General features: G+C 71.0%; 23 protein-coding genes. 15 read left to right on the top strand and 8 right to left on the bottom strand.

Translation table 11 applies throughout. From position 1 onward, the window contains the following. Nucleotides 1-73: 73 nt before the first annotated feature. Genes ACLF3M_RS21820 through ACLF3M_RS21810 form a run of 3 tightly spaced genes read left to right on the top strand, consistent with a single transcriptional unit; the run spans nt 74 to nt 3,491 of the window. The gene (locus tag ACLF3M_RS21820; protein WP_430659093.1) at nt 74-1,096 is read left to right on the top strand and encodes an NAD-dependent epimerase/dehydratase family protein; all 1,023 of its coding nucleotides are present in this window, start codon (nt 74-76) and stop codon (nt 1,094-1,096) included. Then, a complete protein-coding gene (locus ACLF3M_RS21815) occupies nt 1,096-2,142 on the top strand; it encodes a dihydrodipicolinate synthase family protein (RefSeq protein ID WP_430659092.1) in 1,047 nt (348 codons plus the stop codon). Before ACLF3M_RS21820 ends, ACLF3M_RS21815 begins: the two co-directional genes overlap by 1 nt. After that, nucleotides 2,130-3,491: a DUF2927 domain-containing protein gene (locus tag ACLF3M_RS21810; RefSeq protein WP_430659091.1), complete on the top strand. Its 1,362-nt coding sequence runs from the start codon at nt 2,130-2,132 to the stop codon at nt 3,489-3,491. The genes ACLF3M_RS21815 and ACLF3M_RS21810 overlap by 13 nt, the downstream gene beginning before the upstream one ends. 3 nt (nt 3,492-3,494) lie before the next feature. On the opposite strand, the gene ACLF3M_RS21805 is transcribed toward ACLF3M_RS21810, so the two are convergent. The 3 genes from ACLF3M_RS21805 to ACLF3M_RS21795 are packed head-to-tail and all read right to left on the bottom strand — an operon-like array spanning nt 3,495 to nt 6,741. Next, nucleotides 3,495-4,922, bottom strand: coding sequence for a mandelate racemase (locus ACLF3M_RS21805; RefSeq protein ID WP_430659090.1), 1,428 nt, complete (start codon nt 4,920-4,922; stop codon nt 3,495-3,497). Further along, nucleotides 4,922-5,743 carry a sugar phosphate isomerase/epimerase family protein gene (locus ACLF3M_RS21800; RefSeq protein WP_430659089.1) on the bottom strand — a complete coding sequence of 274 codons (822 nt, stop codon included), beginning with the start codon at nt 5,741-5,743 and terminating at the stop codon, nt 4,922-4,924. The genes ACLF3M_RS21805 and ACLF3M_RS21800 overlap by 1 nt, the downstream gene beginning before the upstream one ends. Beyond that, entirely contained in the window at nt 5,740-6,741 is a 1,002-nt protein-coding gene (locus ACLF3M_RS21795) for a Gfo/Idh/MocA family protein (RefSeq protein WP_430659166.1), read from the bottom strand. The genes ACLF3M_RS21800 and ACLF3M_RS21795 overlap by 4 nt, the downstream gene beginning before the upstream one ends. Before the next feature lie 70 nt (nt 6,742-6,811). Between ACLF3M_RS21795 and ACLF3M_RS21790 the strand changes: the two genes are divergently transcribed. The 6 genes from ACLF3M_RS21790 (at nt 6,812) to ACLF3M_RS21765 (ending at nt 11,761) form a co-directional block, all read left to right on the top strand. Next, complete coding sequence (locus ACLF3M_RS21790) at nt 6,812-7,174, top strand: DUF202 domain-containing protein (protein WP_430659088.1); 363 nt, start codon at nt 6,812-6,814, stop codon at nt 7,172-7,174. 42 nt (nt 7,175-7,216) lie between these two features. Next, the gene (locus tag ACLF3M_RS21785; protein ID WP_430659087.1) at nt 7,217-8,020 is read left to right on the top strand and encodes a GNAT family N-acetyltransferase; all 804 of its coding nucleotides are present in this window, start codon (nt 7,217-7,219) and stop codon (nt 8,018-8,020) included. Between the two features lie 67 nt (nt 8,021-8,087). Then, complete coding sequence (locus ACLF3M_RS21780; RefSeq protein ID WP_430659086.1) at nt 8,088-9,098, top strand: Bug family tripartite tricarboxylate transporter substrate binding protein; 1,011 nt, start codon at nt 8,088-8,090, stop codon at nt 9,096-9,098. Further along, nucleotides 9,095-9,640, top strand: coding sequence for a tripartite tricarboxylate transporter TctB family protein (locus ACLF3M_RS21775; protein WP_430659085.1), 546 nt, complete (start codon nt 9,095-9,097; stop codon nt 9,638-9,640). The genes ACLF3M_RS21780 and ACLF3M_RS21775 overlap by 4 nt, the downstream gene beginning before the upstream one ends. After that, nucleotides 9,637-11,148 carry a tripartite tricarboxylate transporter permease gene (locus ACLF3M_RS21770; RefSeq protein ID WP_430659084.1) on the top strand — a complete coding sequence of 504 codons (1,512 nt, stop codon included), beginning with the start codon at nt 9,637-9,639 and terminating at the stop codon, nt 11,146-11,148. The genes ACLF3M_RS21775 and ACLF3M_RS21770 overlap by 4 nt, the downstream gene beginning before the upstream one ends. 244 nt (nt 11,149-11,392) lie before the next feature. Further along, the gene (locus ACLF3M_RS21765; RefSeq protein ID WP_430659083.1) at nt 11,393-11,761 is read left to right on the top strand and encodes an SWIB/MDM2 domain-containing protein; all 369 of its coding nucleotides are present in this window, start codon (nt 11,393-11,395) and stop codon (nt 11,759-11,761) included. A gap of 64 nt (nt 11,762-11,825) precedes the next feature. Here the strand turns inward: ACLF3M_RS21765 and ACLF3M_RS21760 are convergent, their stop codons facing one another. Beyond that, entirely contained in the window at nt 11,826-12,806 is a 981-nt protein-coding gene (locus ACLF3M_RS21760; RefSeq protein ID WP_430659082.1) for an aldo/keto reductase, read from the bottom strand. Between the two features lie 87 nt (nt 12,807-12,893). On the opposite strand from ACLF3M_RS21760, the gene ACLF3M_RS21755 reads away from it, so the two are divergent. Further along, nucleotides 12,894-13,571, top strand: a complete 678-nt coding sequence (locus tag ACLF3M_RS21755; RefSeq protein WP_430659081.1) for a TetR/AcrR family transcriptional regulator — start codon at nt 12,894-12,896, stop codon at nt 13,569-13,571. Between the two features lie 83 nt (nt 13,572-13,654). Here ACLF3M_RS21755 and ACLF3M_RS21750 read toward each other — a convergent pair whose 3' ends face one another. Then, a complete protein-coding gene (locus tag ACLF3M_RS21750; protein ID WP_430659080.1) occupies nt 13,655-14,545 on the bottom strand; it encodes a shikimate dehydrogenase in 891 nt (296 codons plus the stop codon). 149 nt (nt 14,546-14,694) lie between these two features. On the opposite strand from ACLF3M_RS21750, the gene ACLF3M_RS21745 reads away from it, so the two are divergent. The 3 genes from ACLF3M_RS21745 (at nt 14,695) to ACLF3M_RS21735 (ending at nt 18,392) form a co-directional block, all read left to right on the top strand. Then, nucleotides 14,695-15,690 (top strand): Bug family tripartite tricarboxylate transporter substrate binding protein, encoded by a 996-nt coding sequence (locus tag ACLF3M_RS21745; RefSeq protein WP_430659079.1) that lies wholly within the window; start codon nt 14,695-14,697, stop codon nt 15,688-15,690. A 93-nt stretch (nt 15,691-15,783) separates the two neighbouring features. Then, complete coding sequence (locus ACLF3M_RS21740; RefSeq protein WP_430659078.1) at nt 15,784-17,649, top strand: bifunctional sugar phosphate isomerase/epimerase/4-hydroxyphenylpyruvate dioxygenase family protein; 1,866 nt, start codon at nt 15,784-15,786, stop codon at nt 17,647-17,649. Beyond that, a complete protein-coding gene (locus tag ACLF3M_RS21735; RefSeq protein WP_430659077.1) occupies nt 17,646-18,392 on the top strand; it encodes an MBL fold metallo-hydrolase in 747 nt (248 codons plus the stop codon). Before ACLF3M_RS21740 ends, ACLF3M_RS21735 begins: the two co-directional genes overlap by 4 nt. Before the next feature lie 55 nt (nt 18,393-18,447). Here ACLF3M_RS21735 and ACLF3M_RS21730 read toward each other — a convergent pair whose 3' ends face one another. Both ACLF3M_RS21730 and ACLF3M_RS21725 read right to left on the bottom strand, forming a co-directional pair. Continuing rightward, entirely contained in the window at nt 18,448-19,545 is a 1,098-nt protein-coding gene (locus ACLF3M_RS21730) for a 4-oxalomesaconate tautomerase (protein WP_430659076.1), read from the bottom strand. Nucleotides 19,546-19,645: 100 nt separating this feature from the next. Continuing rightward, a complete protein-coding gene (locus ACLF3M_RS21725; RefSeq protein ID WP_430659075.1) occupies nt 19,646-20,329 on the bottom strand; it encodes a GntR family transcriptional regulator in 684 nt (227 codons plus the stop codon). A 77-nt stretch (nt 20,330-20,406) separates the two neighbouring features. Here ACLF3M_RS21725 and tcuA point away from each other — a divergent pair, with 77 nt between their 5' ends. After that, nucleotides 20,407-21,804 (top strand): FAD-dependent tricarballylate dehydrogenase TcuA, encoded by a 1,398-nt coding sequence (gene tcuA / locus ACLF3M_RS21720; RefSeq protein WP_430659074.1) that lies wholly within the window; start codon nt 20,407-20,409, stop codon nt 21,802-21,804. Then, a complete protein-coding gene (gene tcuB, locus ACLF3M_RS21715; RefSeq protein WP_430659073.1) occupies nt 21,791-22,963 on the top strand; it encodes a tricarballylate utilization 4Fe-4S protein TcuB in 1,173 nt (390 codons plus the stop codon). The genes tcuA and tcuB overlap by 14 nt, the downstream gene beginning before the upstream one ends. 14 nt (nt 22,964-22,977) lie before the next feature. Here the strand turns inward: tcuB and ACLF3M_RS21710 are convergent, their stop codons facing one another. Further along, nucleotides 22,978-24,255, bottom strand: coding sequence for a TRAP transporter large permease (locus tag ACLF3M_RS21710; protein WP_430659072.1), 1,278 nt, complete (start codon nt 24,253-24,255; stop codon nt 22,978-22,980).

The raw sequence follows: 24,255 nt of genomic DNA, 5'->3' as shown, positions 1-24,255 counted from the left end.
CCTTTTCAATCGCACCGGGCGCCTTCCGGGTTGCAGCCACTCCCCCTATCCTGCGCGCCGAGGAGGAAACGGCATGGACTGGCAGATGCGGATCGAGGACGAGGCGGCGCTCGAGGACGTCCTTTCGATCCCGGACGAGGCGCTGCGCGCGGACCTCGCCGCGGTGCCGGGCGACCTGCTGGTGCTGGGCGCCGCGGGGAAGATGGGCCCAACGCTCTGCCGGCTGGCCAGGCGCGCCGATCCCGCGCGGCGCGTGATCGCGGTGGCGCGATGGTCGGAGCCCGGCCTGCGGGAGCGGATGGAGGGTTGGGGCATCGAGTGCCTGTCGGCCGACCTGACGGACCGCGCGGCGCTGGCCGCCCTGCCCGACGCGCCGAACGTGGTGTTCATGGCGGCGCGCAAGTTCGGCTCGACCGGGAACGAGGCGCTGACCTGGCAGATGAACGTGGTGCTGCCGGCGATGGTGGCGGAGCGATATCCCACTTCGCGGATCGTCTTCTTCTCCACCGGCAACGTGCTGCCGATGGCGGCGGTGAACGGGCCATCGCCGGACGAGAGCGCCAGGCCCGGCCCGGTCGGCGAATACGCCGCGAGCTGCCTGGGGCGCGAGCGCGTCTTCCAGCATGCCGGCGCCGCGCGCGGCACCAGGCTCTTCGGCATCCGGCTGAACTATGCGATCGACCTGCGCTACGGCGTTCTGCACGACGTCGCGACCAAGGTGCTGGCTGGCACGCCGGTGCCGTTGGCCATGGGGCATGCCAACGTCATCTGGCAGGGCGACGCCAATGCCTGGGCGCTGCGCGCGCTGCGCCATGCCGATGCGGCCTGCCCCATCATGAACGTGACAGGGCCGGAGACCGTCTCGATCCGCTGGCTCGCCACGCGCTTCGGTGCGTTGATGGGCCGCACGCCGGAATTCACGGGCACCGAGGCGCCGGAAGCGCTGCTGTCCAACGCCGCCTGGGCCTTCGCCCTCTTCGGCTATCCCCGCGTGCCGCTGGACCGCATGGTCCATTGGGTCGCGGATTGGGTGCAGCGCGGCGGCCGCGCGCTGGGCAAGCCCACCAAGTTCGAGGTCCGGGACGGGAGGTTCTGATGGCACTTCGCTGGCAGGACTGGCCGACGGGCATCGCGGAGCGGCTGCGCGCGGGCTGCGTGATCCCGGCCCATCCGCTCGCGCTGCGGGCGGACCGGACGCTGGATCCGCGTCGGCAGAAGGCGCTGTCGCGCTACTACCTGGATGCGGGGTCGGGCGGGCTCGCGGTCGGCGTGCACACCACGCAATTCGCGATCCGCGAGGTCGGGCTGTACGAGCCCGTGCTGAGGATCGCCGCGGAAGCGGCGGGGGAGCAGCGCACGCCGCCGATCCTGGTCGCCGGGGCGATCGGGCGGACCGAGCAGGCCGTGCGGGAAGCGCGTATCGCCCGCGATCTCGGCTACCACGCCGTGCTGCTCTCGCTCGCGGCCTGGAAGGGCGCGGGGGAGGACGAGATCGTGACGCACTGCGCGGCAGTGGCCGCGGAGATGCCGCTGGTCGGCTTCTACCTGCAGCCCGCCGTCGGCGGCGTGCCGCTCCCCGCGTCCTTCTGGCGGCGCTTCGCGGCGCTGCCGAACGTCGTCGCGATCAAGATCGCGCCCTTCAACCGCTATGCGACGCTCGACGTGCTGCGCGGCGTGCAGGAAGCGGGCGCGGCGGACCGCGTCGCGCTCTACACCGGGAACGACGACCACATCGTCGGCGACCTGCTGACGCCCTTCGACCTCGGTAGCGGTCGGCCGCTGCGCATCGTGGGCGGGCTGCTCGGCCACTGGTCGGTCTGGACCCATGCGGCGGTCGCGCTGCACCGGCGCTGCCGCGGCGTCGCCGACGGCCCGATCCCGCCGGCGCTGCTGGCGCAGGATGCGCAGGTCACGGAGATGAACGCCGCGGTCTTCGATGTCGCCAACGCCTTCCACGGCGTCATCGCGGGCTGCCACGAGGTGCTGCGCCGCCAGGGCCTGCTGGAGGGCATCTGGTGCCTCGATCCGCATGAGGGGCTGTCGCCCGGCCAGGCGGAGCTGCTGACCGCGGTCTCCGCGCGCTACCCGCACCTCACGGACGATGCCTTCGTGCGGGACAATCTCGACCGGTGGCTGCGCTGAGACGCCGCGCGCTGCTCGGCGCCGGCCTGGCACTGCCGGGCGCGGCGCTGGGCCAAGTGATCCCGAGCGACCAGTCCGTCGCGCCCGCGACCTTCTTCAACCCGACCAACGACCGCATCGCCGAAGCCTTCTGCGCCATCGCCTTCGGCGGCGACGCCGAGACCGGCGCGCCGCCGCGAGACCGGCTGCTGCGCTTCCGCACGCCGATGCGCATCGCGACACTCGGCGAGGATGCGGCGCGCTACACGCCCTGGGTCGTGGCGCATGCGCGCACCCTGTCGCGGGCGACCGGCCAGCCGGTCGGCCTCTCCGCGCCGGCGGAGGCCAGCGTCGTCGTCCTGCTGACGCGCGACGCGCCCCGCTTCCTGCGCGAGAGCGGGCAACGCGCGACGCTGGTGCGGATGTTCGGCGGCGAGGCCGCGCTGGACGGATTCCTCGGCGCCATCACGCTCGCCAATGGCGGGCTCTTCACGCCGGCCTTCGCGTCGGGGCGGCCGCACGACATCGTGGGCGGGCTGGTGCTGATCCCGACCGACCGCGACCCCGCCATGATCTACGGCGCGGTCGTGGAGGAACTGTCCCAGCTCCTCGGCCTGCTCGGCGACGACGACCGCGTGGGCTGGTCCATCTTCAACGACGCCAGCCCCTATGTGGACCTGACCGATCCCGACCGCTGGATGCTCCGCCTGCTGTATGACCGCTCGATCCGGCCCGGCATGACACGGCCCGAGGCATTGCGTGCCGCCACCGAGGCGATGCGAAGGCTCCGGCCGGAAGGCATCATCGCCGGGTCGGTGATGCCTGATTTCGACGTGCCGGATGCGCAGGTCGTGGAGGGGTTGCTGTCGCTCGCCTTCGCAAACGGGCGCACCCGCCTGGCGCGCTGGGACGAGCCGGTCCGGGTTCGCGTCGTGACTGACGAGGCCGCTTCGCCCTACCGCTTCTGGGCCGGCGCGTTGATCGGGCAGCTCGCCTTCCTCACGCGCCACGCGATCGAGGCGGCCGAGACGCGCGCGAACCTCGCAATTGTCATCGCCCGCGATGTCGAAGCGGTGAGCGGGTCGCTCGGTCCCGGCATGACGACCGTCGCGGTGCGCGGCGACGCCTCGCCGACACGGATCTGGGCGGAACTAGTGGCGCGGACCAGCCGCCTCCTCGGGCAGTTCGGGACGGATGACGCGCTGGAGGCCAGCAGTTTCAGGACATCGCTGCCCTATCTCGACCTCACGACGCTAGACCAGCGGATGCTGCGGCTGCTGTATCTCTCGGGGCTACGGCCGGGCATGACGCTGGCGGAGGCGCGCGAGGGTGCGCGGCGGACGGTGGGGCTGAGCCGGATCGCGCCGTAGCGTTCAGGGCCAGGCGGCCTTCGGCATCGGCTCCATCGCGGCGACGTCGGGCTCCTCCGTCGCGCCCAGGCCCGCGACGTCCAGCGACCCGATCTCCAGCGCGCCGTCGCGGATGCGCAGCCGCGGGCCGCGCGGCGTGTCGGCATAGAGGTCGGGATGCGCTTCCATGAAGCGCACGGCTTCCGCCTTCGGGCGGCCGGCGAAGCCGTCGACGAAATGGTGGCCGTTGCGCTCGACATGCGGGAGGCCAAGCAGCGCGACCAATGCGAGGTCCTGCTGCACGCAGACGCCCGCCAGCGTGGTCAGGTCCTCGGCCGACATGAAGTAGCGCTCGCGGCCTTCCGCCGCGTTCCAGGCGCGGCAGCGCGCGAGGTTGATGATCGAGCGCCACACGCCCTTGCAGGATTTCGACGACACGCCGGCATAGCCGAGCCCGCGGCCCGTGACGAAGGCATCGAGCGGCCCGTCGCTCTCGTCCAGGATCACCGGGCGCGCAGCGCCGAGCGTGCTCATGCCGGTCTCGAGCGCCCTGGCGCGCTTCACGGGCTGCTCGATGAACAAGATGGAGGCGCAGAGCTTCGCCAGCCGCGGCTCGGCCTCGATCGCGCGCCACAGCGCCAGCGCGCCCTCGGCGTCCTCGTATTGCTCGTTGCCGTCCAGGCTCGCGTGGTAGCCGCCATGCAGGCGGTCGAGCACCGTGGCGATGCGGGAGAGGCGATCCACGTCCGCCGCGACATTCCCGCCGACCTTCAGCTTCCAGTAGCGGTGGCGATACGTCGCGACGACTTCCTCCAGCGTCTCGGGCAGGCCGTCATTCACGCGCTCCGCCTGATCCGCGGCGGTGATGGGGTCCACCAGGCCCACGGTGTGGCGGGCGTGCAGGCGCGTCAGGGGCTGCGCGGATGCAAGCATGCCCCCGAGGTCGAAGCTCGCGAGGTCGGACGCGACCGCATGCGGCGCCATGCCGCCGATGTTCGCGCGCATGCCCGTCCAGAACGACACGCGGCGTGCCTTCAGCAGCGCGTCCAGCATCGCGCGGTCCAGCAGCGCCCGGCCGTAGCTCGCGACCAACGGGTTCAGCTTCTCCGCAGCGCCGGCCTGCGTCACCGCGGCGTAGCTGTCGGCGAAATGGCCGAAGGCGGTGGCGGCGCCGGCGGCGCGCGTCGCCTCCTCCGCAATCTCCAACGCGCGGCGAAGCTGGTGCTCGTTCTGCGCATCCGTCAGCGCGGGATCCTTGTCGAACCACTTGGCCGCAAGCGTCTCGGCCGCCACGCCCCACTGCTCCGTGCCGTCCTCCAGCCGGATGCGCGCGCGGATCACGGCCTGGCGGCCATGCGTGACGGTGATCACGCCGAAGCGGAAGGGAAGGCGCAGGCGGAAGGGCCATTCGAAGCGCTGCGTCTCGACGAGGCTGAACTTCGGCGCGTCCATCACAGCGTCTCCAGGATGCCCGAGAGATACCCGATCGCGCGCGCGGCGCTGGTAGCCCCGTCGGGGTGGTAGTCGAAGGGCTCCACCGCGCAGAAGCCGGTGTAGTGCGTGTCCTTCAGCGCGCGCAGCACCGGCGCGAAGCGGTCGGTCCCCTGCCCCGGGCCGCGGCGGTTGCGGTCGTTCAGGTGGACATGCGCGATCCAGCCCGTGGGGACGAAGCGGCGGAGCAGCGTCTCGGCGGGCTCGGCCTCGCCATTGCCGGCGGCGCTGACGTCCAGCATCGTCTTCAGCCCGGGCGAAGCGATGCGCGCGACGATCTCGATGGCTTCCGCGACCGTCGTCGCCCAGTTGGTCTGGCCGGCGTCGAGCGGCTCCAGGCAATAGGTCAGGCCGTGCTGCGCCGCCAAGGCGCCGGCCTTCGCCATCGCCTCCTCCGCCCGCTCAGCGTCGCCATGCCCCGCGACCTGGCGCTGCCTCGGCGAGCCATGCACCAGCAGCGTCGCGCCGAGATCGGCGGCCAGGCCGATCAGACGCTCCACGGCATCCAGCGTGCGCGCGCGGATCGCGGCATCGGCCGTCGTGATGGACAGGCCCGCCGGCGCGACCAGCAACCAGTGCAGCGAGGTGATCGGCGCGCCCTCCCCTTCCGCGATGCGCCGCAGTTCGGCGCGGCGCGAGGCGGGCAGAAGGTGCGGCGCCTCGGCATCCAGCGTGAAGGGCGCGACCTCGAGTCCGGCGTAGCCGAGCGACGCTGCCAGCTTTGCCTGCGCGTGGAAGGGCAGCGTGGCGACGACCTCGTTGCAGAGCGCGATGCGCATCATGTCTCCCCGACCGCGACCACGCGGCCTTCTCGCGCGGAACGGCGCGCGGCATCCAGGATCGCCAGCGGCGCGACGCCGCCTTCCGTCAAGCCCGGGCCCTGCGGGACGCGCGTCGCGACCGCGTGCAGGAAGGCATCGAGCTCCGCCGTCACGACGCCGAGCGGATCGAGCGCGGGGACGTCCATCACCTCCCGCGGGGCGTGGTGCGGCAGCCAGGCCCCGCCTTGCGCGGGCTCGTGGCGGCCGCGGCGCAGCGCCAGGCGCTCGGCGGCGAAATCCAGCTCCGCCAGCGCGTCGCGGCCCGCGACCGCCAACAGCTTGCGCGTCTCCGCGCCGGGCACGACGGCGTCCGCGTGCTCCCCGGGCAGGACGCAGCCGGCCTCGATGAAGCCGGTGAGGCCCGAGGGGAAGATCAGATGGATCAGCGCGAGATCCTCCTGCCCGCGGTCGAGCGGATCGGCGGTCGTCGCGAAGACGCGGGCCGGCGCCTCTTGCGCCAGCCAGGGCAGCAGATCCGCGAAATGCACCGCGTCGTTCAGCAGCGCGCCGGAATCGCTCCGCGCGCGCTTCAGCCCCGACATGCGGGCGGAGAGGTGATGCAGCCGGCCGAAGGCGCCCTCCGCGACCAGCGCGCGCAGCGCCTGCGCCTTGGGATGGAAGCGGAAATAGAGGCCGAGTTGCACGATCCGGCCCTGCGCGGCCGCAAGCGTCGCCAGCCCCGCGCTTTCGGCCGCCGTTTCGGTTGCGGGCTTCTCCAGGAACAGGTCGCGGCCGGCGCGCAGCACGGCCCCGGCCAGCGCGACATGGGTGGCGGGCGGCGTCGCCACGATCGCCGCGTCGCACCAGGCCAGGCCGTCCTCCAGCCGCTCCACGAAGTCCAGCCCGGGCAGGGCCGCGACCGCGGTGTCGTAGCCGCGCGCCGGCACGCCGAGCCGCGCGAGCGCAGCGGCATGCACGCGCCCGAAGGCGCCGGCGCCGATCAGCAGGACCCTGGCCATCGTCACCAGCGAAGGACGCGCAGCGCGCGCGGTCAAGGAGCCGCACGCCGGTCCGCGCGTTGGCGTGCGCATGGACAGCGCGGATCGCCGCACCGTGCTCGCCGCCGACCGCACCGTGCTGGCCGCGGAACGCACCTATGCCGCCTGGGTGCGCACCGGGCTGACGTCCCTGGCCAGCGGCGTCGGCGCGAAGAAGGTCCTCGGCGGCGTGCTGCCGGACTGGGCCGTGGTGCTGACGGCCTCCGTCCTCGTGCTGTTCAGCGCGGCCTGCTTTGCCGCCGCGGTCTGGCGCGAGCTCTGGCCGGACATCAATGCGCCGAAGCCCGAGGTGCGGCGCCTGCCGCGCGCGCTGCTGCTCGGCCTCAACGGCTTCCTCATGCTCGTGGCGCTCGCCGCGCTGATGGGCGTGTGGTTCGGCGAGACCGGGGGTTGACCGGCCCGCGCGCGTGGCCGGAGGCTGCGCGTGATGCGGGCCATGAACGAAGCCGACCTGCCGCGCGCCGGCGCACTCTCAGCAATGGCCGGGTGGAACCAGAACGAGCAGGACTGGCGCGTCTTCCTGGAGGACGGCGCGGCGATGGCGTTGGACGACGGCTCCGGACCGGCGCTGGCCGCGACGGGCGCGGTGCTGCCCTTCGGGCGCGGCCTCGCCTGGATCTCGATGATCCTGGTGCGGCCGGACCGGCGGCGGCAGGGCCTGGCGACCGCGATGATGCGCTGGGCGACCGGGGCGCTGGACGCCGTCGCCTGCGTCGCGCTGGACGCGACGCCGGACGGGCGGGCGGTCTATCGGCGCCTCGGCTTCCGCGACGCCTTGGAATTCGCCCGCTGGCGGCTGCCGGGCGTGCCGGAAGCGGGCGCACGGGTGCGCCCGCTGCGAGAGGAGGATTGGCCGGCGCTGCTGGCGCTCGACATGGAAGCCTTCGGCGCATCCCGCGCCGCCCTGCTGCACGGCTTCGCTCCGCGCCTGCCGCAGGGCGCCTGGATTGCCGAGGATGGCAGCGGCTTCGCCCTGGCGCGCGATGGGCTGCACGCGCCTCAGATCGGCCCGGTCGTCGCGCGTGATCCCGCAACCGCGATCGCGCTGATCGCGGCGGCGCGGAGGGCAATCGGGGCGCCGGTCCTGCTGGACCTGGCCGATGCCGCGACTGAGGTCGCCGCAGCGCTGCGGCTCGTCGGCGGCGAGACGCTGCGTCCCTTCACCCGCATGACGCGCGGCGCGGCCCTGCCCGGCCGGGCGGAGCAGCTGATCGCGATGGCCGGGCCGGAGTTCGGTTGACGACCTCCGCGGCGCACAGCACGCTGGCGGTAACCGGCGGGTTACCGCCACGGGAGGGAGAGCATCCATGACGACTCGCAGGACCTTGCTTGCGGCGACGGCCGCCACGATCGCCGTGCCGGCGATGCTGCACGCGCAGGGAAGCACCTGGCGGCCGGACCGGCCGGTCACGCTGATCGTGCCCTGGGCCGCGGGCGGATCCACCGACCAGATGGCGCGCATCGTCGCCGCCGAGCTCGAGGCCGCGATCGGCCAGCGCTTCGTCGTGGTGAACCAGCCCGGCGCGTCGGGCTCGATCGGCACGCGCAACGCGCTGGAAGCGGCGAAGGACGGCATGACCTGGGCGGCCGGCGCGGCGGTGGATGTCGGCTGCTACAAGACACTCGGGCTGCTGGACACGATGCTGGCGGACTGGAACCTGTTCTTCGCGGTGGCCAATGTGAACATCCTGGTGGCCAACCCGCAGGCCGGCATCCGCGACTTCGGCGCGGCGATGGAAGCCTTCCGCGCGCGTGGCGCGAGCCTGGCGGTCGCGACGGCGGGCGTGAGCTCGGCCGGGCACAACATGATGTCGGCCATCAAGGCGGTGACCAACATCAACTACCGCCACGCCACCTATGACGGCGGCAACCCCGCGATGATCGCGACGGTCAGCGGCGAGACGCCGATGGGCTGCGTGCTGCTGGTGGAAGCCGCCGAGATGATCCGCGCGCGCCGCCTGATCCCGCTGGCCGTGCAGGCCGAGCAGCCCGTGACGCTGCAAGGCTTCGGCGAGATACCGTCCATCAAGCGCTGGCTGCCGGACGTGCCGGCGCCGCTGAACTACTTCGGCATCTGGTGCCCGAAGGGCGTGCCGCAGAACGTCGTGGACACCGTCACCCAGGTCTGGCGGGACAAGATCAAGGACAGCCAGCGGCTGAAGGACTACGCGGCCCAGCGCGCGGCGCTGTTCACGCCGATCAGCGGCCAGGAAGCCTATGACGAGGCGTGGAAGATGGTGCGACAGACCGCCTGGCTCTACTTCGATGGCGGCACGGCGAAGGTCGATCCGGCAACGCTCGGGATCCAGCGGCTTTGAGCCACGCGGAGGACGGCGGCGAGGCGGCGTCGCCCTTCGCGGGCGAACGCGCGCCGCTGCCGCCGCGGGCGGATCTCTACACCGCGGCGGTGCTGCTGGCCTTCGGCATCCTGGTGCTGGTGCTGTCGATCGGGATGCCGACCTTCGTCGAGCAGTCGCATACCGGCCTGACGGCGCCGGGCATAGTGCCGGGCTTCTACGGCATCGTGATCGCGGCGCTGTCCATCCTGCTAGGCCTGCGCGCGGTGCAGCGCGGCGCGCTGCACAAGGCTATGCACGGCCCGGAGATGGCGTCCGGCGACGGGACGCGGCTGCTGGTCGCGGCCGTGCTCGGCACGATCTACGCTGGCGGGCTGGTCGGGCGCCTGCCCTTCTCGCTGGCGAGCGCGGTCTTCGTCTTCGCCTTCACCACCGCCTTCGAATGGGAGAACGGACCGCATGGCCGCGCGCGCCGGATCATCGAGGCTGCGCTGATCGGCATCGGCACCGGCATCGCGGTGATGCTTGTCTTCGAGAACGTCTTCCTGGTGCGCCTGCCGTGAACGATCCCATCAGCATGCTGGCGGGCGGCTTCGCCCATGTGCTGCAGGGCGGCGCGATCTTCCACGCCTTCTGGGCGGTGCTGATCGGCATCGTCATCGGCGCGCTGCCCGGCCTGACGGCGACGATGGGCGTCGCGCTGCTGACCACGCTGACCTTCACCATGGGCCCCAACGTGGCGATGCTGGTGCTGGTCTGCGTCTATGTCGGCGCGATCTACGGAGGATCGCGATCCGCGATCCTGCTCAACATCCCGGGCACGCCGGCCTCGGCGGCCTCGACGCTCGACGGCTATCCGCTGGCGCGGAAGGGCCTGGCGGGGCGGGCGATGGGCATCTCGACCCTAGGCTCCTGGCTCGGCACGCTGTTCGGCACGCTGATCCTCGCGGTCTTCGCGCCCACCTTCGGCGAGTTCGCGCTGCAGTTCGGCAGCTACGAGATGTTCTGGGTGGCGCTGTTCGGCATCGTCATCGCGGGCAGCCTCTCGGGCGGCGATCCGCTGAAGGGCTACATCGCGGGCTTCCTCGGCCTTTTCGTCGCGACGATCGGGCAGGAGGCGAACCACGCCTATGCCCGCTTCGCCTTCGGCAACGGGGACCTGGCCGGCGGGCTCGGCCTGCTGCCGGTCCTGGTCGGCGTCTTCGGCGTGGCGGAGGTGCTGAACTCCATGCGAGGGCCCGCCGTGAAGGCGGTGTCGTCCAAGCTCGACAGCATCGTCCCGCGCGTGCGCGACGTCGCGCAGTATTGGCGGACCATCCTGCGCTCCGGCGCGATCGGCACCTTCATCGGCGCCATGCCGGGCCTCGGCGAGGACATCGCGGCCTGGACCAGCTATGCCGCGGCGAAGCGCGCGAGCGCGGAGCGCGAGCAGTTCGGCAAGGGCAGCGTCGAGGGGCTGATGTCGGCCGAGACCGGCGAGAGCGCCTGCGTCCCCGGCGCGATAATCCCCGTGCTGACGCTGGCAGTGCCGGGCAGCGCGCCGGCCGCGGTGCTGATGGCGGCGATGATGATCCACGGGCTCAATCCCGGGCCGATGCTCGCGATCACCGCGCCGGAATTCATCTACCAGATCGTCGCGATGCTGATCATCGCGGACATGGTGAAGCTGGTCTACGGCCTGGTGCTGGTGCGGCCGCTGCTGTGGGTGCTGCTGATCCCCCGCGCGCGGCTGATGCCGGTCGTATTCGTGCTCTGCACGGTCGGCGCCTTCGCCATCACGTCGCGGCTGTTCGACATCTGGGTGATGCTGGGCGCGGGTCTCGTCGGCTTCGTGCTGCGCGAACTGCGCTTCCCGATGGCGCCGCTGGTGCTCGGCATCGTGCTGGGCGACCTGCTGGACAAGAACCTGCTGCGCGGCCTCACGCTGTCTGGCGGCGACGTCTCGCCGTTCTTCACCAGGCCAATCAGCGCGGTGCTATGCGGGCTGACGGTGCTGGCCGCGCTCTGGGCGATACCGGGGCTGATGGATCGGATTCGCGGGGCGTTCGGACAGCGCGGCGCGGCCGCCTGAGGCGGCAGACCATGAACACAACGTGAACACACCGAGGGAAACAGGCCCGAAAACCCGTTTCCTGCGTTCTCTCTGCAACGATCCCGGCGAAGAAGGCGTGCCAAAGCGGCGAAAGCAGGGAAACATGCAGGTGTGCGGCCGATTCGCGTGCTAGCGGGATGGTGGCCGTGCGCGCAGGCTCAGAGCACTGCGGAGGCAGGGCCGAGAGATCGGATCGCTCACTCAGGGACGAAAGGAACGAAGGATGGCGGAGAAGCCCAAGAAGGCGGCGGCGAAGCCCGCGGCCAAGAAGCCGGCGGCGAAGCCGGCGAAGGCCGCGAAGCCCGCGGCGAAGGCGGCGGCGCCGAAGAAGGCGGCGGCCCCGAAGAAGGCCGCGAATGCGCTGGCCACCCCGCTGACCCCGTCGGCGGAGCTCGCCGCGATCGTCGGCGCGGCGCCGCTGCCCCGCACCGCGGTGGTCAGCAAGATGTGGGAATACATCAAGAAGAACAACCTGCAGAACCCCGCGAACAAGCGCGAGATCCTCGCGGATACCAAGCTCAAGGGCATCTTCGGCAAGGACAAGGTGTCGATGTTCGAGATGAACAAGCACCTTGCCGCTCATCTGAAGTAGGCCGATGAGGCACCGAGGCGGCGCGGGAGCAATCCCGTGCCGCTCTTGATTGGCGGCGCCCTTCCTAGATGAAGACGCCCTTCATCCCGCCCGCGGGATAGCGCGTGCCGGCCGCGGCACCAGGCGGGATGATCGCCGAGATCGCGGCGACCTCATGCGGCGTCAGCGGCACCTCCAGCGCACCGAGGTTCTCGTCCAGCCGCGCAGGCCTGCGCGTGCCGGGGATGGCGAAGACGTCCTGGCCCTGCGCCAGCAGCCAGGCGAGGCAGAGCTGCGCGGGTGTGCAGCCCTTCTCGCGCGCGAGGTCGAAGACGCGCATCGCCAGCGCGTGGTTGCGCTCGAAATTGCCGGGCTGGAAGCGCGGATGCGCCGCGCGGCGGCCATCCACCTCCGCCAGGCTGTTGATCGTACCGGAGAGGAAGCCGCGGCCCAGCGGGGAATAGGCGACGAAGGCGATGCCGAGCTCCGTCGTCACCGCGCGCGTCGCCTCGGCTTCCTGACGATACAGAAGCGAATATTCGGTCTGCACGGCGGCAATGGGATGGACGGCGTGTGCGCGACGGATGCGGTCGGGTGCAGCCTCCGACAGGCCGAGATGCCGGACCTTCCCCTGCTCCACCAGCCGCTTCATGGCGCCGACGGTCTCCTCGACCGGGACGCTCGGGTCGGCGCGGTGCTGGTAGTAGAGGTCGATCACCTCGACACCGAGCCGCTTCAGCGACGCCTCGCAGGCCGCGGCGACGTAGGCAGGGCTGCCATCCACGCCGTTCTGCCCGCCTTCCTGCCTCGTCTGGCCGAACTTCGTGGCGAGGAAGACCTGGTCGCGACGGCCCTTCAGCGCGCGGCCGAGCAGCGTCTCGTTCTGGCCCCAGCCATACATGTCAGAACTGTCGAGATGGTTCACCCCGCGGTCGAGCGCGTGGTGGACCAGCGCGATCGATTCCGCCTCGTCGGCCTCGCCATAGACGCCCGAGAGCGACATGCAGCCGAGCCCGATGGCGGAAACCATCGGGCCGCCCGTCCCGAGCTGGCGCCTGGCGATCATGCGGGATCCTCCTCTGCCGGTGGCGGCGCAATCCGCTTGCCCCGGCCGCGCCTGTCAAGCGGTCATGGGCTGTGCTAGCCCGGAACCATGGCGCCCCGAGCCCAGACCATGCCGCAGGAGCTCCCCGTCGTGGCGGATGAGCCGCCGCGTCGGCGCCGCGCGCCGGAGGCGACGAAGCAGGGCATCCTGGACGCCGCGATCGCGGAGTTCAGCGAGAAGGGCTTCGCCGGCGGCCGCGTGGACGACATCGCCGCGCGCACGCGCACGACCAAGCGCATGATCTACTACTATTTCGGCGGGAAGGAGCAGCTCTATGCCGCGGTGCTGGAGCGCATGTATGGCGGCATGCGCGACGCAGAGGCCGCGCTGAGGCTGGATGCGCTGGCGCCGCTGGATGCGCTGAGGCGGATGGTGGAGGTGACCTTCGACCACCACGCCGCGCATCCCGAATTCGTGCGGCTTGTCAGCGTGGAGAACATCCACGAGGCCAGGATGGTCGCGGCCTCGACCACCATCCGCGCGCGCAACGCCGCGGTGATCGGCGCGCTGCAGGCGCTGATCGCGCGGGGGGAGAAGGCCGGCGTGTTCAGGAAGGGTCTCGACCCGCTGGACCTGCACATCCTGATCAGCAGCTTCTGCTTCTACCGCGTGTCGAACCGGCACACGCTGCTGGCGATCTACGGCCGGGACCTGCGGGCGCCGGAGAGCGTGGCCGTGCAGCGGAAGATGATCGTGGAAGCGGTGTTGAGGTACGTGGCGCCGTAGGGCGCGCTTGCCTGGCGCCGTTGCGCAAACCCCCACCTGCCTCGCTACGCTCTGCACCCTCCCCCGCAAGCGGGAGAGGGTTTTCAGGCCGCCTTCGGCGCGGGTGCGGCGGCGTCGGACATCTCCGCGAAGTGGCGCAGCATGCGCTCAGCGTCCGGTGCGATGCCGGTAAAAAGGCGGAAGGCGCCGACGGCCTGGAACACCGCCATGCCGCCGCCGTCCAGCGTGCGGCAGCCCACCGCGCGGGCGGCGCGCAACAGCTCCGTCTCCAGCGGGAAGTAGACGATCTCCGCGACCCACAACGCTGGGCGCAGCAGCGCGGCCGGCAGCGGGATGCCCGGCAGCTTCGTCATGCCGACCGGCGTGCAGTTCACCACGCCATCCGCCGCCGCGACTTCCTTCGCCAGGTCCGTGCAGGCCACCGCGCGGCCGGCGCCGAAACGCGCGCAGAGATCGGCGGCCAGTGCCTCGGCCTTCACGACCTCGACCTCGTTGATGGCAAGCCGGCCCACGCCTTCCTGCAGCAGCGCATGCGCCACCGCCGACCCCGCGCCGCCGGCGCCGAGCTGCACCACGCGGTCGCGCGCCACGCCGGGCAGGCCGCGCCGGAAGCCCTCGGCAAAGCCCGAGCAATCCGTGTTGTGGCCGATCCGCCTGCCGTCCTTCAGCACCACCGTGTTCACCGCGCCCAAGGCGCTCGCATCGGGCGAGAGATCGTGCAGCAGCGGGATCACCGCCTGCTTGGCCGGGAACGTGATGTTGAGACCCGCGAGGCCCAGCCGCTCGGCGCCGGTGATCAGGTCCTCGAGCGCCTCGATCCCGACGCCCATGCGGTCCATGTCGAGCAGCCGATAGACCAGGCGCAGCCCCTGCTCCGCGCCCTCGCGCTCATGCAGCGCCGGCGTGCGGGAAGCCTGGATCCCCTTGCCGATCAGGGCGACGAGCACGGAAGGGCGCTGGTCCCAGCTTGTCATGGCGGTATCCTCCTTGGGCGCGCGACAGCACGAATTTCGTGCTTGCAGTGCTTATGTACTAACTGGTACAAACATACGCAACGCAGAAATCGCGGGGCCGATCGCCCTGGCCCGGCCTGCGGAACGAAACCCATAGAGGAGGAAGCGCCATGTCGCTCACCCGTCGTTCCTTTGCCACCGCCTCGCTCGGCCTGCTGGGCGGGGGCCTGATAGCACGCAACGCCGCCGCGCAGGGTGCGGATGCCTGGCCCGGCACGCGTCCGGTCACCATCGTCGTGGCCTGGGCGGCGGGCGGCTCCACCGATTTCGTGGGACGCGTGATGGCGCAGGCGCTGGGGCGGGAGCTCAACGGCAACTTCGTCGTGGACAACCGGCCCGGTGCATCGGGGACGATCGGGCATGCCTCGGTCGCCCGCGCGCGGCCGGATGGCTACACGCTGCTGCTCGGCGTGAACTCCACCTACGCCATGTCGCGCCACCTGTTTCCCAGCCGCGGCTACGACGACGACAACGCGTTCGTGGGCATCGGGCGCATTGCAGTCTCGCCGATCTTCCTCTGCGTCAACCCGCGCATCGGCGTGCGGACGATCGCGGACCTCGTCGCCAAGGCAAAGGAAGCGCCGGGGCGGATGTCCTATGCCTCGTCCGGTGCCGGGTCCTCGGCGCACCTCGCGACGGAGCTGTTCCTGAAGGACGCCGGCCTCCAGATCGAGAACGTGACCTATCGCGGTGGCGCGCCGGCGGTGCAGGCGCTGATCACCAACGAGGTGCAGGTCGCGATGGTGGACGCGGTCACCGCGCTGCCGCTGATGCAGTCCAACCAGATCACCGCCGTCGGCGTCTCCACCCTGCAGCGCAACCCGCTGGCGCCGGAGGTGCCCACCATCGCCGAGAGCGGCTTCCCCGGCTTCGAGGCCACCAGTGACTTCGCGCTGCTCGGCCCGGCGGGGCTGCCGGCGCCGTTGGTTGCGCGGCTCGCAGCCGCGAAGGACGCGGTGATGCGCAATCCCGAGGTGCTGGAGCGCATGCGCGCCAATTCGATCTTCCCGACCCCGGGCGGCCCGTCCGACTGGCCGGCCTATTTCCGCGCGGAGAGCGCGAAGTGGGGTGACCTGATCCGATCGCGCGGCATCACCGCGGAGTGAAGGCGAGGGGCGCGGTGGGAAGCTTCCACCGCGCCCTTGCGCTGCGCGGCGGAGTGGTGATCCTGGCGCATTGATCCCAGCCTCGGAGGCACGATGCGCGAGCGCTCCATCGCCACGGTCTGCCTGTCGGGCACCCTGCCCGACAAGCTCGAAGCCGCCGCGGCGGCGGACTTCGAAGCCGTGGAGATCTTCGAGAACGACCTGCTGACCTTCGACGGCTCCGCGGCCGAGGCCGGGCGCATGGCCGCGGACCTCGGCCTGCGCATCGCGATCTTCCAGCCCTTCCGCGACTTCGAATCGATGCCGGAGCCGCAGCGGTCCCGCAACCTGGACCGTGCCGAGCGCAAGTTCGACACGATGCAGCAGCTCGGCACCGACCTGCTGCTGGTCTGCAGCAATGTCCAGGCCGCGGCGCTGCCCGAGGCCGGGCGCGCGGCGGCCGACCTGCACGAGATGGCGGAACGCGCGGCGAAGCGCGGCCTGAAGCTGGGCTACGAGGCGCTGGCCTGGGGCCGGCATGTCAACCGATGGCGGCAGGCCTGGGCCATCGTGAAGCAGGCGGACCACCCGGCGCTCGGGCTGATCCTCGACAGCTTCCACACGCTCTGCCTCGGCGACGATCTGGAGGGGCTGGCGGGTGAGGTGCCGGAGGAGAAGATCTTCTTCCTCCAGCTCGCAGACGCCCCGAAGCTGACGATGGACGCGCTGAGCTGGAGCCGGCACTTCCGGCTGTTTCCCGGCCAGGGCGAGCTGCCCTGCGCGGACTTCCTGAAGGAGGTGCTGGCGGCGGGCTACGCCGGGCCGCTCTCGCTCGAGATCTTCAACGACGAGTTCCGCGCCGCGCCGTCCCGCCGCATCGCGCGAGACGGGCTGCGCAGCCTGGTCTGGCTCGAGGAACAGGTCGGCACGCGGCAGATGCCGCCGCTGCCGAAGCTGTCGGGCATCGAGTTCATCGAATTCGCGGTGGACCATGCGGCGCGGGAGGAGCTCGGCGGCTTCCTTGGCACGCTGGGCTTTTCCCGCGCCGGCACGCACCGATCCAAGGACGTGGAGCTCTGGCGGAGCGGCGGCGCGAACCTCGTCCTGAACGCGGAGCCCGACAGCGCGGCGTCGGAGCGCTTCGAGCAGTTCGGGCCCTGCGTCTGCGCGATGGCGCTGCGGGTGGACGACCCGCCGGCCCTGGCCCAGCGCGCGGCGGCGCTTTCCGTCCCGACCTGGAACGAGCGCGTGGGCGAGGGCGAGCGCCACATCCCGGCGGTGCGCGCGCCAGACGGGACGCTGATCTATCTGGTGGAGGATTCCGCGACCGGCGCGCGGCCGATCTGGGAGGATGATTTCCGGCTGGAGGGTGCCGCGCCCGGGCCGGGGCTGCTGGGCGTGGATCACGTCGCGCAGGCGCTGACGCCGGGGATGCTCGACAGCTTCGTGCTGTTCTACCGTGCGCTGCTGGGGCTGGAGCCGGACGCGCTGTGGGAACTGCCGGACCCCTACGGCCTGGTGCGCTCGCGCGCCTTCACGGGCGGCAATGGCAGCGTGCGGCTGCCGCTGAACGTCTCGGAGAGCGGGCGGACAGGCACGGGCCGCTTCGTCTCGGCCTTTGCGGGCGCGGGCGTGCACCACATCGCCTTTGCGGCGCGCGATGTCGCGGCGAGCGTGGACGCGGCGGCGGCGGCCGGCGCGCCGCTGCTCGATATCCCCGCGAACTACTACGAGGACCTGGCTGCGCGCTTCGGGCTGGACGAGGCGGAGCTCGACGCGATGGCGAAGCGGCACCTGCTGTATGACCGCGATCCCACGGGCGGCAGCTTCCTGCACGCCTACACCCACGCCTTCCGCGACCGCTTCTTCCTGGAACTGCTGGAACGCCGCGACGCCTATGCCGGCTTCGGCGCGGCGAACGCGCCGGTGCGCATGGCCGCGCAGCGCCACCAGGCGCCGACCGGGGGCGCCGCATTGTGACGGGGTGGAGCGTCGACATCCTGATCCAAGGCTATCCCGGCAAGTCGAAGGAACAGGGCGGCCTGGGCTGGAGCACGGTGGCCCTGGCGCGCTCGGAGGGTCGCGTCGTGCTGCTCGATACCGGACGGCTGGGCGCGCGCAAGGTGCTGGCGGAGCAGCTGGCCACGCATGGTCTGACGCCCGACGAGGTGACGGATGTGCTGATCACGCATGTCCACTACGACCACAGCGAGAACTGGCCAATGTTCCGGCGCGCGACGATCCACGCACCGCGGAGGGAGCTGGACTGGGCTTTGGCGCAGCCCGAGGGCTCGCCCATGCTGCCGGACTTCGCGCTGCGCGCGCTGGCGGAAAGCACGCGCCTGCACCGGCTCGAGGAAGGGCCGACAGGCCTGCCCGGCATTTCCTGCTTCGAGGCGCCGGGCCATTCGCCGCATCACCTGGTCTTCGTGCTGGACGGCGAACCCGCGACGATCTTCTCTGCCGATGTCGCGAAGAACCGCGCGGAGATCGTGACGCGCAAGGCCGACATCAGCATCGATCCCGTGGTGCATGCGGCGTCGATCGCGCGGCTGGTGCGGGAGTGGGAAGCGCGGCCGGGGGCGGTGCTGATGGTCGGGCACGACCTGCCGATGACGATCGGCGCGGCTGGCAGACCTGTGGCGCAGGGGACGCGACGGACGACGGTGGATGCGTGGCTGGGGGAGAGCCTGGAGGCGGTGACGAGGATCTCGTTGGGGTGAATGGCGGGTCCCTGCACCCCATCCGCTCTTCGTGAACGGGCGAAGGGAGGCTCTTCTACTTCGCCGCCCAGACCCGGCTTGGCACGTAGACCTCACCGCGCATGATCCGCCGCGCCGTCCGCAGCGTCCCGCCCGCCGCGATGGTCGGCGCGCCGGACGCGTCCGCGCCCATGCTGATCACCGCCTCCATCGCCCCCGTGGGATGCTCGATCACCACGGGCTCGCGCATGGCATCCGAGACCGCCGCGATTCCCGCCGCCACCGTGCCCGGCAGCTTGCAGGCCGAGGCGATGCAGATGCCGCCCGTCACCGCCATCGCCTCATGCGTCGCGAGCGGCGTGAAGTAGCGCGCGGCGACCGATCCGCCTTTCGCCGGCGCGCCGAGCATCGCGAATTTCGGGATGACGCGGCCCTCCGCATCGCCCATGCCCATCGCCAGGCTCGCGGCGCGGCGGATGCGCTCGATGCGCGCCATGAAGTCGCGGTCGGCGTCGAGCCCCTTCGCACTCTCCTGCCCGGTTTTGCCGAGGTCGACGGCGCGCGCGATCACCACGGGCATGCAGACATCGAGGCAGGTGACATCCACGCCCTCGATCCGGTCGAGCGCGTTGCCCGTCGGCAGCAGCCTGCCCGTCGAACCGCCGACGGCGTCGGCGAAGTTCAGCAGGATCGGCGCGGCGGTGCCGGGCACGCCGGCAATCGCGACGTCGCCGTCATAGGTGACGCGGCCTCCGGGAGTCTGGATCACGGCCTCGATCAGCGCACCGGTGTTGACGGCGCGGATCATCACGCGCGTCTCGCCATCCTGCGCCGGGACTAACCCGGACTCGATCGCGAAGGGGCCGACGCCGGCCAGCATGTTGCCGCAGGTCGGACCCCAATCCACGAAGGCGCGATCGAGGGCTGGCTGGGCGAAGAGGTAGTCCACCTGCTGCGGCTGGCCGGGCGCGGCGCGGCCGACAATCGCGACCTTGGTGGTCAGCGTCGTGGCGCCGCCCAACCCGTCGATCTGCCGCAGGTCGGGCGAACCCACGGCGGCAAGGATGACCCTCGCCATGTCGTCGCGCTCGGCCGGCAGGTCGTCGCGCAGGAAGTACGGGCCGCGGCTGGTGCCGCCGCGCATCAGGGTACAGGGAATCGCCGTCTGCGTCATGCGTCGTCACCGAGGAAACGGAGGAGCCGGTCGGGCGCCTTTTCCGGCGCGTGATACCCGCACGAGGCCGCCGTGGCGAGCGCCGGCGAATGCACCGGCATCACGCGCGGCCTGCCGGTGCGGGCAGCGGCAGGCCGACAGCCCTGACCAGCCAGCCCAGGCGGTGCCGCTGAGCGGCCTTGGCATGCAGGCGCGCCGCGGCCTCCGCGGCCTCGCCGTCGCGCCGGCGCAGCGCGGCCAGGATCGCGCGGTGCTCCTTGTGCGCACGCGCTGCCCTTCCGTCCTGCGTCAGCAGCGTGGGCAGCAGCGAGATCGTGGCCGCGATCTGCTCCAGCCCACGAAGGAGATAGCGGTTGTGCGCGGCGAGATACAGCAAGCCGTGGATGCGCTGGTTCAGCTCGGCAAGCCTCGCCGCGTCGTCGAACACGGCGGGCTCGGCCTCGATCAGCTCGGCCATCGCGTCGAGTTCCGTGTCGGTGGCGTGCTGCGCGGCGAGGCGCGCCGCCGCGCCCTCCAGGATCTCGCGCATGACATAGAGCTCGATCACCTGCTGGTGGTCCGGGCGCGTGACGGCGAGCCCCCGCCGCGGGTCGCGCGTCAGCAGCCCCTCGGCTTCAAGCCGCGCGATGGCCTGGCGCACCGGCGTGCGGGAGGCGCCGACCCGCGTCGCGAGCTCGATCTCCGTCAGCCGCAGCCCGGGCGCGAGGGAGCCGTCGCGGATCGCGTCGCGGATGCGGTCATAGGCTTCCTGGCCGAGATCGCGGGGGGCGAGGGTCTGATTCATGGGCGCAGTATGGACATCATGGGATACAGCGGGATACAATGCCAGCGTTTTCCTGGCCTGGGGACCACCGGGGCGCCATGCCCGACTTCTCCCGCACCTACGACGTGCTGGTTGCCGGCGGCGGCAATGCCGCGCTCTGCGCCGCGATCGAGGCGCGGCGCGCCGGCGCGTCAGTCATCCTGGCGGAGCACGCGCCGCGCAGCATGCGCGGCGGAAACTCTCGTCACACGCGGAACCTGCGGGCGCTGCATGCCAATCCGACCGACGTGCAGAACGAGTCGTATCTCGAAGACGAATACTGGGACGATCTGTTGCGCGTGACCGGCGGCAAGACCGACGAGCATCTCGCGCGGATGTGTATCCGGGCGTCGCAGTACGCGCCGGGCTACCTGGCCTCCTGCGGGGTGACGTTCCAGCCCTCGCTGTCGGGCACGCTTTCGCTGTCGCGGACGAACGCCTTCTTTCTCGGTGGCGGGAAGGCGCTCTTGAACGCGCTGTACCTCACGGCCGAACGGCTCGGCGTCGTCGTGCTGTTCGACACGGAAGTGCAGCATGTCGAGCTGCGCGAGGGCTATGCGACCGAGGCGATCGTGAGCCACAAGGGCTTCCCCGAGCGCATCCGCTTCAAGGCTTTCGTCGCGGCCTCTGGCGGGTTCCAGGCCAACCGCGAATGGCTGCGGCAGTATTGGGGCGACGCGGCCGACAACTTCCAGATCCGCGGCACGACATACGCCCAGGGGCGCGTGTTGCGCGATCTGCTGGACCAGGGCTGCGGGGAGGTCGGCGACCCCACGCAGTTCCACGCGGTGGCCAACGACGCGCGGTCGCCGATGGAGGATGGCGGCCTGGCCATGCGGCTCGACTGCGTGCCCTTCGCCATCGCGGTCAACCGCGATGTCGAGCGCTTCTACGACGAGGGCGAGGATGTCTGGCCGAAGCGCTACGCCATCTGGGGAAGGCTGATCGCGCAGCAGCCCGGCCAATGCGCCTGGGCCATCACCGACAGCCAAGCAGAGTTCGACTACCTGCCGAGCGTCTTCCCGCCCTACAAGGCCGATACGGTTGCGGAACTCGCGATGCTGGCGGGGCTCGATCCGGCGAAGCTCGAGCGCGTGGTCGCTGAGTACAACGCTGCCGTCCGCCCCGGCACCTTCAGGCCGATGGTCCCCGACGACTGCCGCACGGAAGGGCTGACGCCGCCGAAGAGCCACTGGGCCCGGCGGATCGAGAAGCCGCCCTTCATCTGCCACCCCCTCCGGACCGGCATCACCTTCACCTTCCTCGGCCTCAAGGTGAACGACCGAGCGCGGGTGCAGATGGCGGATGGCAAGCCGTCGGGGAACATCTTCGCGTCGGGCGAGGTGATGGCCGGGAACATCCTGGGCCAAGGCTACCTTGCGGGGTTCGGCATGACGATCGGCACCGTGTTCGGACGCATCGCGGGTGAGGAGGCCGCGCGCCATGCAAGGAATTGACGCGCTGATCCACCACGCGAAGGGCGAGACGGACGCGCTTCAGGAAGCGCGCCGCGCGGACGCGCTGCAGGAAGCGCGCCGCGAAATGGCCGTCTGCAATGCCTGCCGATACTGCGAGAGCTATTGCGCGGTCTTCCCCGCGATGGCGATGCGCCGCGACTTCTCGTCGGGCGACCTGGTCCACCTCGCCAACCTCTGCCACGGCTGCAAGGGCTGCTACCACGCCTGCCAGTACGCGCCGCCCCACGCCTTCGGCATCAACATCCCGAAGACCTTCGCGGAGATCCGCCAGCAGAGCTATGCCGAGCACGCCTGGCCGCCGGCCATGGGCCGGCTGTTCGAGCGCAACGGGACCATCGTTGTCGCGCTGACCACCTTGGTCGTCGTCGCCGTGCTGCTGCTGGCGGTCGCGTTGCAGGATCCCGCGGTGCTCTACGGCCCGCAGCGCGGCGAAGGCGCCTTCTTCCGCATCGTCCCGCTCTGGCTGATCAACCTGCTGGCGGGCTCGAGCTTCGGCTTCGCGCTGGTCGCGATGGCGATGGGGGCGCGCCGCTACTGGCACGGCACCGCCGGCGGCGGGACGGTGTCCATGCAAGCGCGCACGGACGCCGTGATCGACGTGCTGACGCTGCGCAACTTCGGCGGCGGCGGCCATGGCTGCAACGACATCGACGAGAGCTTCTCGCAGAAGAAGCGCTGGATGCACCAGGCGCTGATGTACGGTTTCCTGCTGTGCTTCGCGGCCACGACGACGGGCGCGATCTACCATCACGTCCTGGGCTGGCGCTCGCCGCATGCCTTCCTCAGCCTGCCCGTGCAGCTCGGCACCTGGGGCGGCGTGCTGATGTGCCTTAGCGCGGCAGGGCTGATCCGGCTGAAGATCGTGACCGATCCCGTGCCCGTCGCGCGCAACCTGCTGGGCGGCGAGTACGCTGTCCTTGGGCTGCTTTTCGCGATCGCGGCGACGGGGCTGCTGCTGCTGGCGGTCCGTCACACCGGTGCAATGGGCCTCATGCTCGCGCTGCATCTCGGCCTGGTGCTGTCCTTCTTCGTAGCCCTGCCCTACTCCAAGATGGTGCATGGCGTGTACCGGGGCCTGGCGCTGCTGCGCCACGCGCAGGAGAAGCGGACCCGGCCCGTCGCCGCCTCGGCGGGCTGAGGCGCGCCGGCGTCCTATCGAGCGCCGTAGACCAAGTTGGGCAGAAACAGCGTGATCTGCGGGAAGACCGTGATCAGGATCAGCGCGCCGATCAGCGGGATGAAGAATGGCAGGGTCGCGATCGCCAGCTTCTCGTAGGGGATGTTGCCGACCTTGCTGACCACGAAGAGCCCGATGCCCATGGGCGGGTGCAGCAGGCCCAGCATCAGGTTGAGCGTAGTCACCAGGCCGAAATGTACGGGGTCGATGCCGACGAGCTGCACCACCGGCATCAGCACCGGCACGGTCAGCACCATGATCGCCAGCGCCTCCATGAACATGCCCAGGAAGAAGAGCAGCAGGTTGATCAGGATCAGCATCACCAAGGGATCGGTGCTGACGCCGAGCAGTAGTTCCGCCACCTGCTGCGGCACGCGTTCGCGCGCCAGCACCCAGTTGAACAGCACCGCCGCGCAGACGATGAACGCGACCGTCGCGGTCTGCTGGAAGGACTGGCGCAGCACGCCCACCAGGTCTTGCCAGCCGATCTCGCGGTACACCACGGTGCCGAGGACCAGCGCATAGAGCGCGGCGACGGACGCGGCCTCGGTTGCGGTGAAGATGCCGCCGAACATGCCGCCCATGATGATGACCGGCGTCATGAGCGGAAGGATCGCTCGCGCAAGGGCCTGGCCGCGCTCGCCCCAGGTCAGCCGCGGCCCGCGCGGATAGCCCTCCTTCCCCGCGACGTACCAGACATAGGCCATCAGCAGCGCGCCGATGACCAGGCCCGGCAGGATGCCGCCGAGGAACAGCCGACCGATCGAGGTATTGGAGATCACGGCATAGAGCACCAGCGGGATGGAAGGCGGGATGATCGGGCCGAGCACGCAGGACGCGCAGGTCAGCGCGCCCGCGAATTCCGGCCGGTAGCCCTCCTTCACCATCGCACGGATCTCGAGCGCGCCGAGCCCGCCGGCATCCGCCACCGCCGATCCCGACATGCCGGAGAAGACGATCGAGCCCACGACGTTGACATGCCCGAGCCCGCCGCGGAGATGGCCCACCAGCGCGTTGCAGAAGCCGTAGATCCGGTCGGTGATCCCGCCGGAGTTCATCAGGTTGCCCGCCAGGATGAAGAAGGGCACGGCCAGCAGCGCGAAGTTGTCGGCACCCGCCATCAGCCGCTGCGCCGCCGTGATCATCGGCGCGCCTTCCCAGAGCAGCCACCCCACGGAGACGATGCCGAGCGCGAAGGCGACCGGCGTGCCCGCCAGCACCAGGATCAGCCAGGCGCCGAAGAAACCGAGCAT

The sequence above is a fragment of the Falsiroseomonas sp. HW251 genome, assembly GCF_050563545.1.
Classification (GTDB): domain Bacteria; phylum Pseudomonadota; class Alphaproteobacteria; order Acetobacterales; family Acetobacteraceae; genus Falsiroseomonas.
This window is presented reverse-complemented; position numbering and strand designations above follow the sequence as displayed.

What these genes read in the sequence shown, in the direction of transcription:
- ACLF3M_RS21820 (WP_430659093.1), top strand. Translation starts at nt 74, where the DNA reads ATGGACTGGCAGATGCGGATCGAGGACGAGGCGGCGCTCGAGGACGTC.
- ACLF3M_RS21815 (WP_430659092.1), top strand. Translation starts at nt 1,096, where the DNA reads ATGGCACTTCGCTGGCAGGACTGGCCGACGGGCATCGCGGAGCGGCTG.
- ACLF3M_RS21805 (WP_430659090.1), bottom strand. Translation starts at nt 4,922, where the DNA reads ATGGACGCGCCGAAGTTCAGCCTCGTCGAGACGCAGCGCTTCGAATGG.
- ACLF3M_RS21800 (WP_430659089.1), bottom strand. Translation starts at nt 5,743, where the DNA reads ATGATGCGCATCGCGCTCTGCAACGAGGTCGTCGCCACGCTGCCCTTC.
- ACLF3M_RS21795 (WP_430659166.1), bottom strand. Translation starts at nt 6,741, where the DNA reads ATGGCCAGGGTCCTGCTGATCGGCGCCGGCGCCTTCGGGCGCGTGCAT.
- ACLF3M_RS21790 (WP_430659088.1), top strand. Translation starts at nt 6,812, where the DNA reads ATGGACAGCGCGGATCGCCGCACCGTGCTCGCCGCCGACCGCACCGTG.
- ACLF3M_RS21785 (WP_430659087.1), top strand. Translation starts at nt 7,217, where the DNA reads ATGAACGAAGCCGACCTGCCGCGCGCCGGCGCACTCTCAGCAATGGCC.
- ACLF3M_RS21780 (WP_430659086.1), top strand. Translation starts at nt 8,088, where the DNA reads ATGACGACTCGCAGGACCTTGCTTGCGGCGACGGCCGCCACGATCGCC.
- ACLF3M_RS21765 (WP_430659083.1), top strand. Translation starts at nt 11,393, where the DNA reads ATGGCGGAGAAGCCCAAGAAGGCGGCGGCGAAGCCCGCGGCCAAGAAG.
- ACLF3M_RS21760 (WP_430659082.1), bottom strand. Translation starts at nt 12,806, where the DNA reads ATGATCGCCAGGCGCCAGCTCGGGACGGGCGGCCCGATGGTTTCCGCC.
- ACLF3M_RS21755 (WP_430659081.1), top strand. Translation starts at nt 12,894, where the DNA reads ATGGCGCCCCGAGCCCAGACCATGCCGCAGGAGCTCCCCGTCGTGGCG.
- ACLF3M_RS21750 (WP_430659080.1), bottom strand. Translation starts at nt 14,545, where the DNA reads ATGACAAGCTGGGACCAGCGCCCTTCCGTGCTCGTCGCCCTGATCGGC.
- ACLF3M_RS21745 (WP_430659079.1), top strand. Translation starts at nt 14,695, where the DNA reads ATGTCGCTCACCCGTCGTTCCTTTGCCACCGCCTCGCTCGGCCTGCTG.
- ACLF3M_RS21740 (WP_430659078.1), top strand. Translation starts at nt 15,784, where the DNA reads ATGCGCGAGCGCTCCATCGCCACGGTCTGCCTGTCGGGCACCCTGCCC.
- ACLF3M_RS21730 (WP_430659076.1), bottom strand. Translation starts at nt 19,545, where the DNA reads ATGACGCAGACGGCGATTCCCTGTACCCTGATGCGCGGCGGCACCAGC.
- ACLF3M_RS21725 (WP_430659075.1), bottom strand. Translation starts at nt 20,329, where the DNA reads ATGAATCAGACCCTCGCCCCCCGCGATCTCGGCCAGGAAGCCTATGAC.
- tcuA (WP_430659074.1), top strand. Translation starts at nt 20,407, where the DNA reads ATGCCCGACTTCTCCCGCACCTACGACGTGCTGGTTGCCGGCGGCGGC.
- tcuB (WP_430659073.1), top strand. Translation starts at nt 21,791, where the DNA reads ATGCAAGGAATTGACGCGCTGATCCACCACGCGAAGGGCGAGACGGAC.
- ACLF3M_RS21710 (WP_430659072.1), bottom strand. Translation starts at nt 24,255, where the DNA reads ATGCTCGGTTTCTTCGGCGCCTGGCTGATCCTGGTGCTGGCGGGCACG.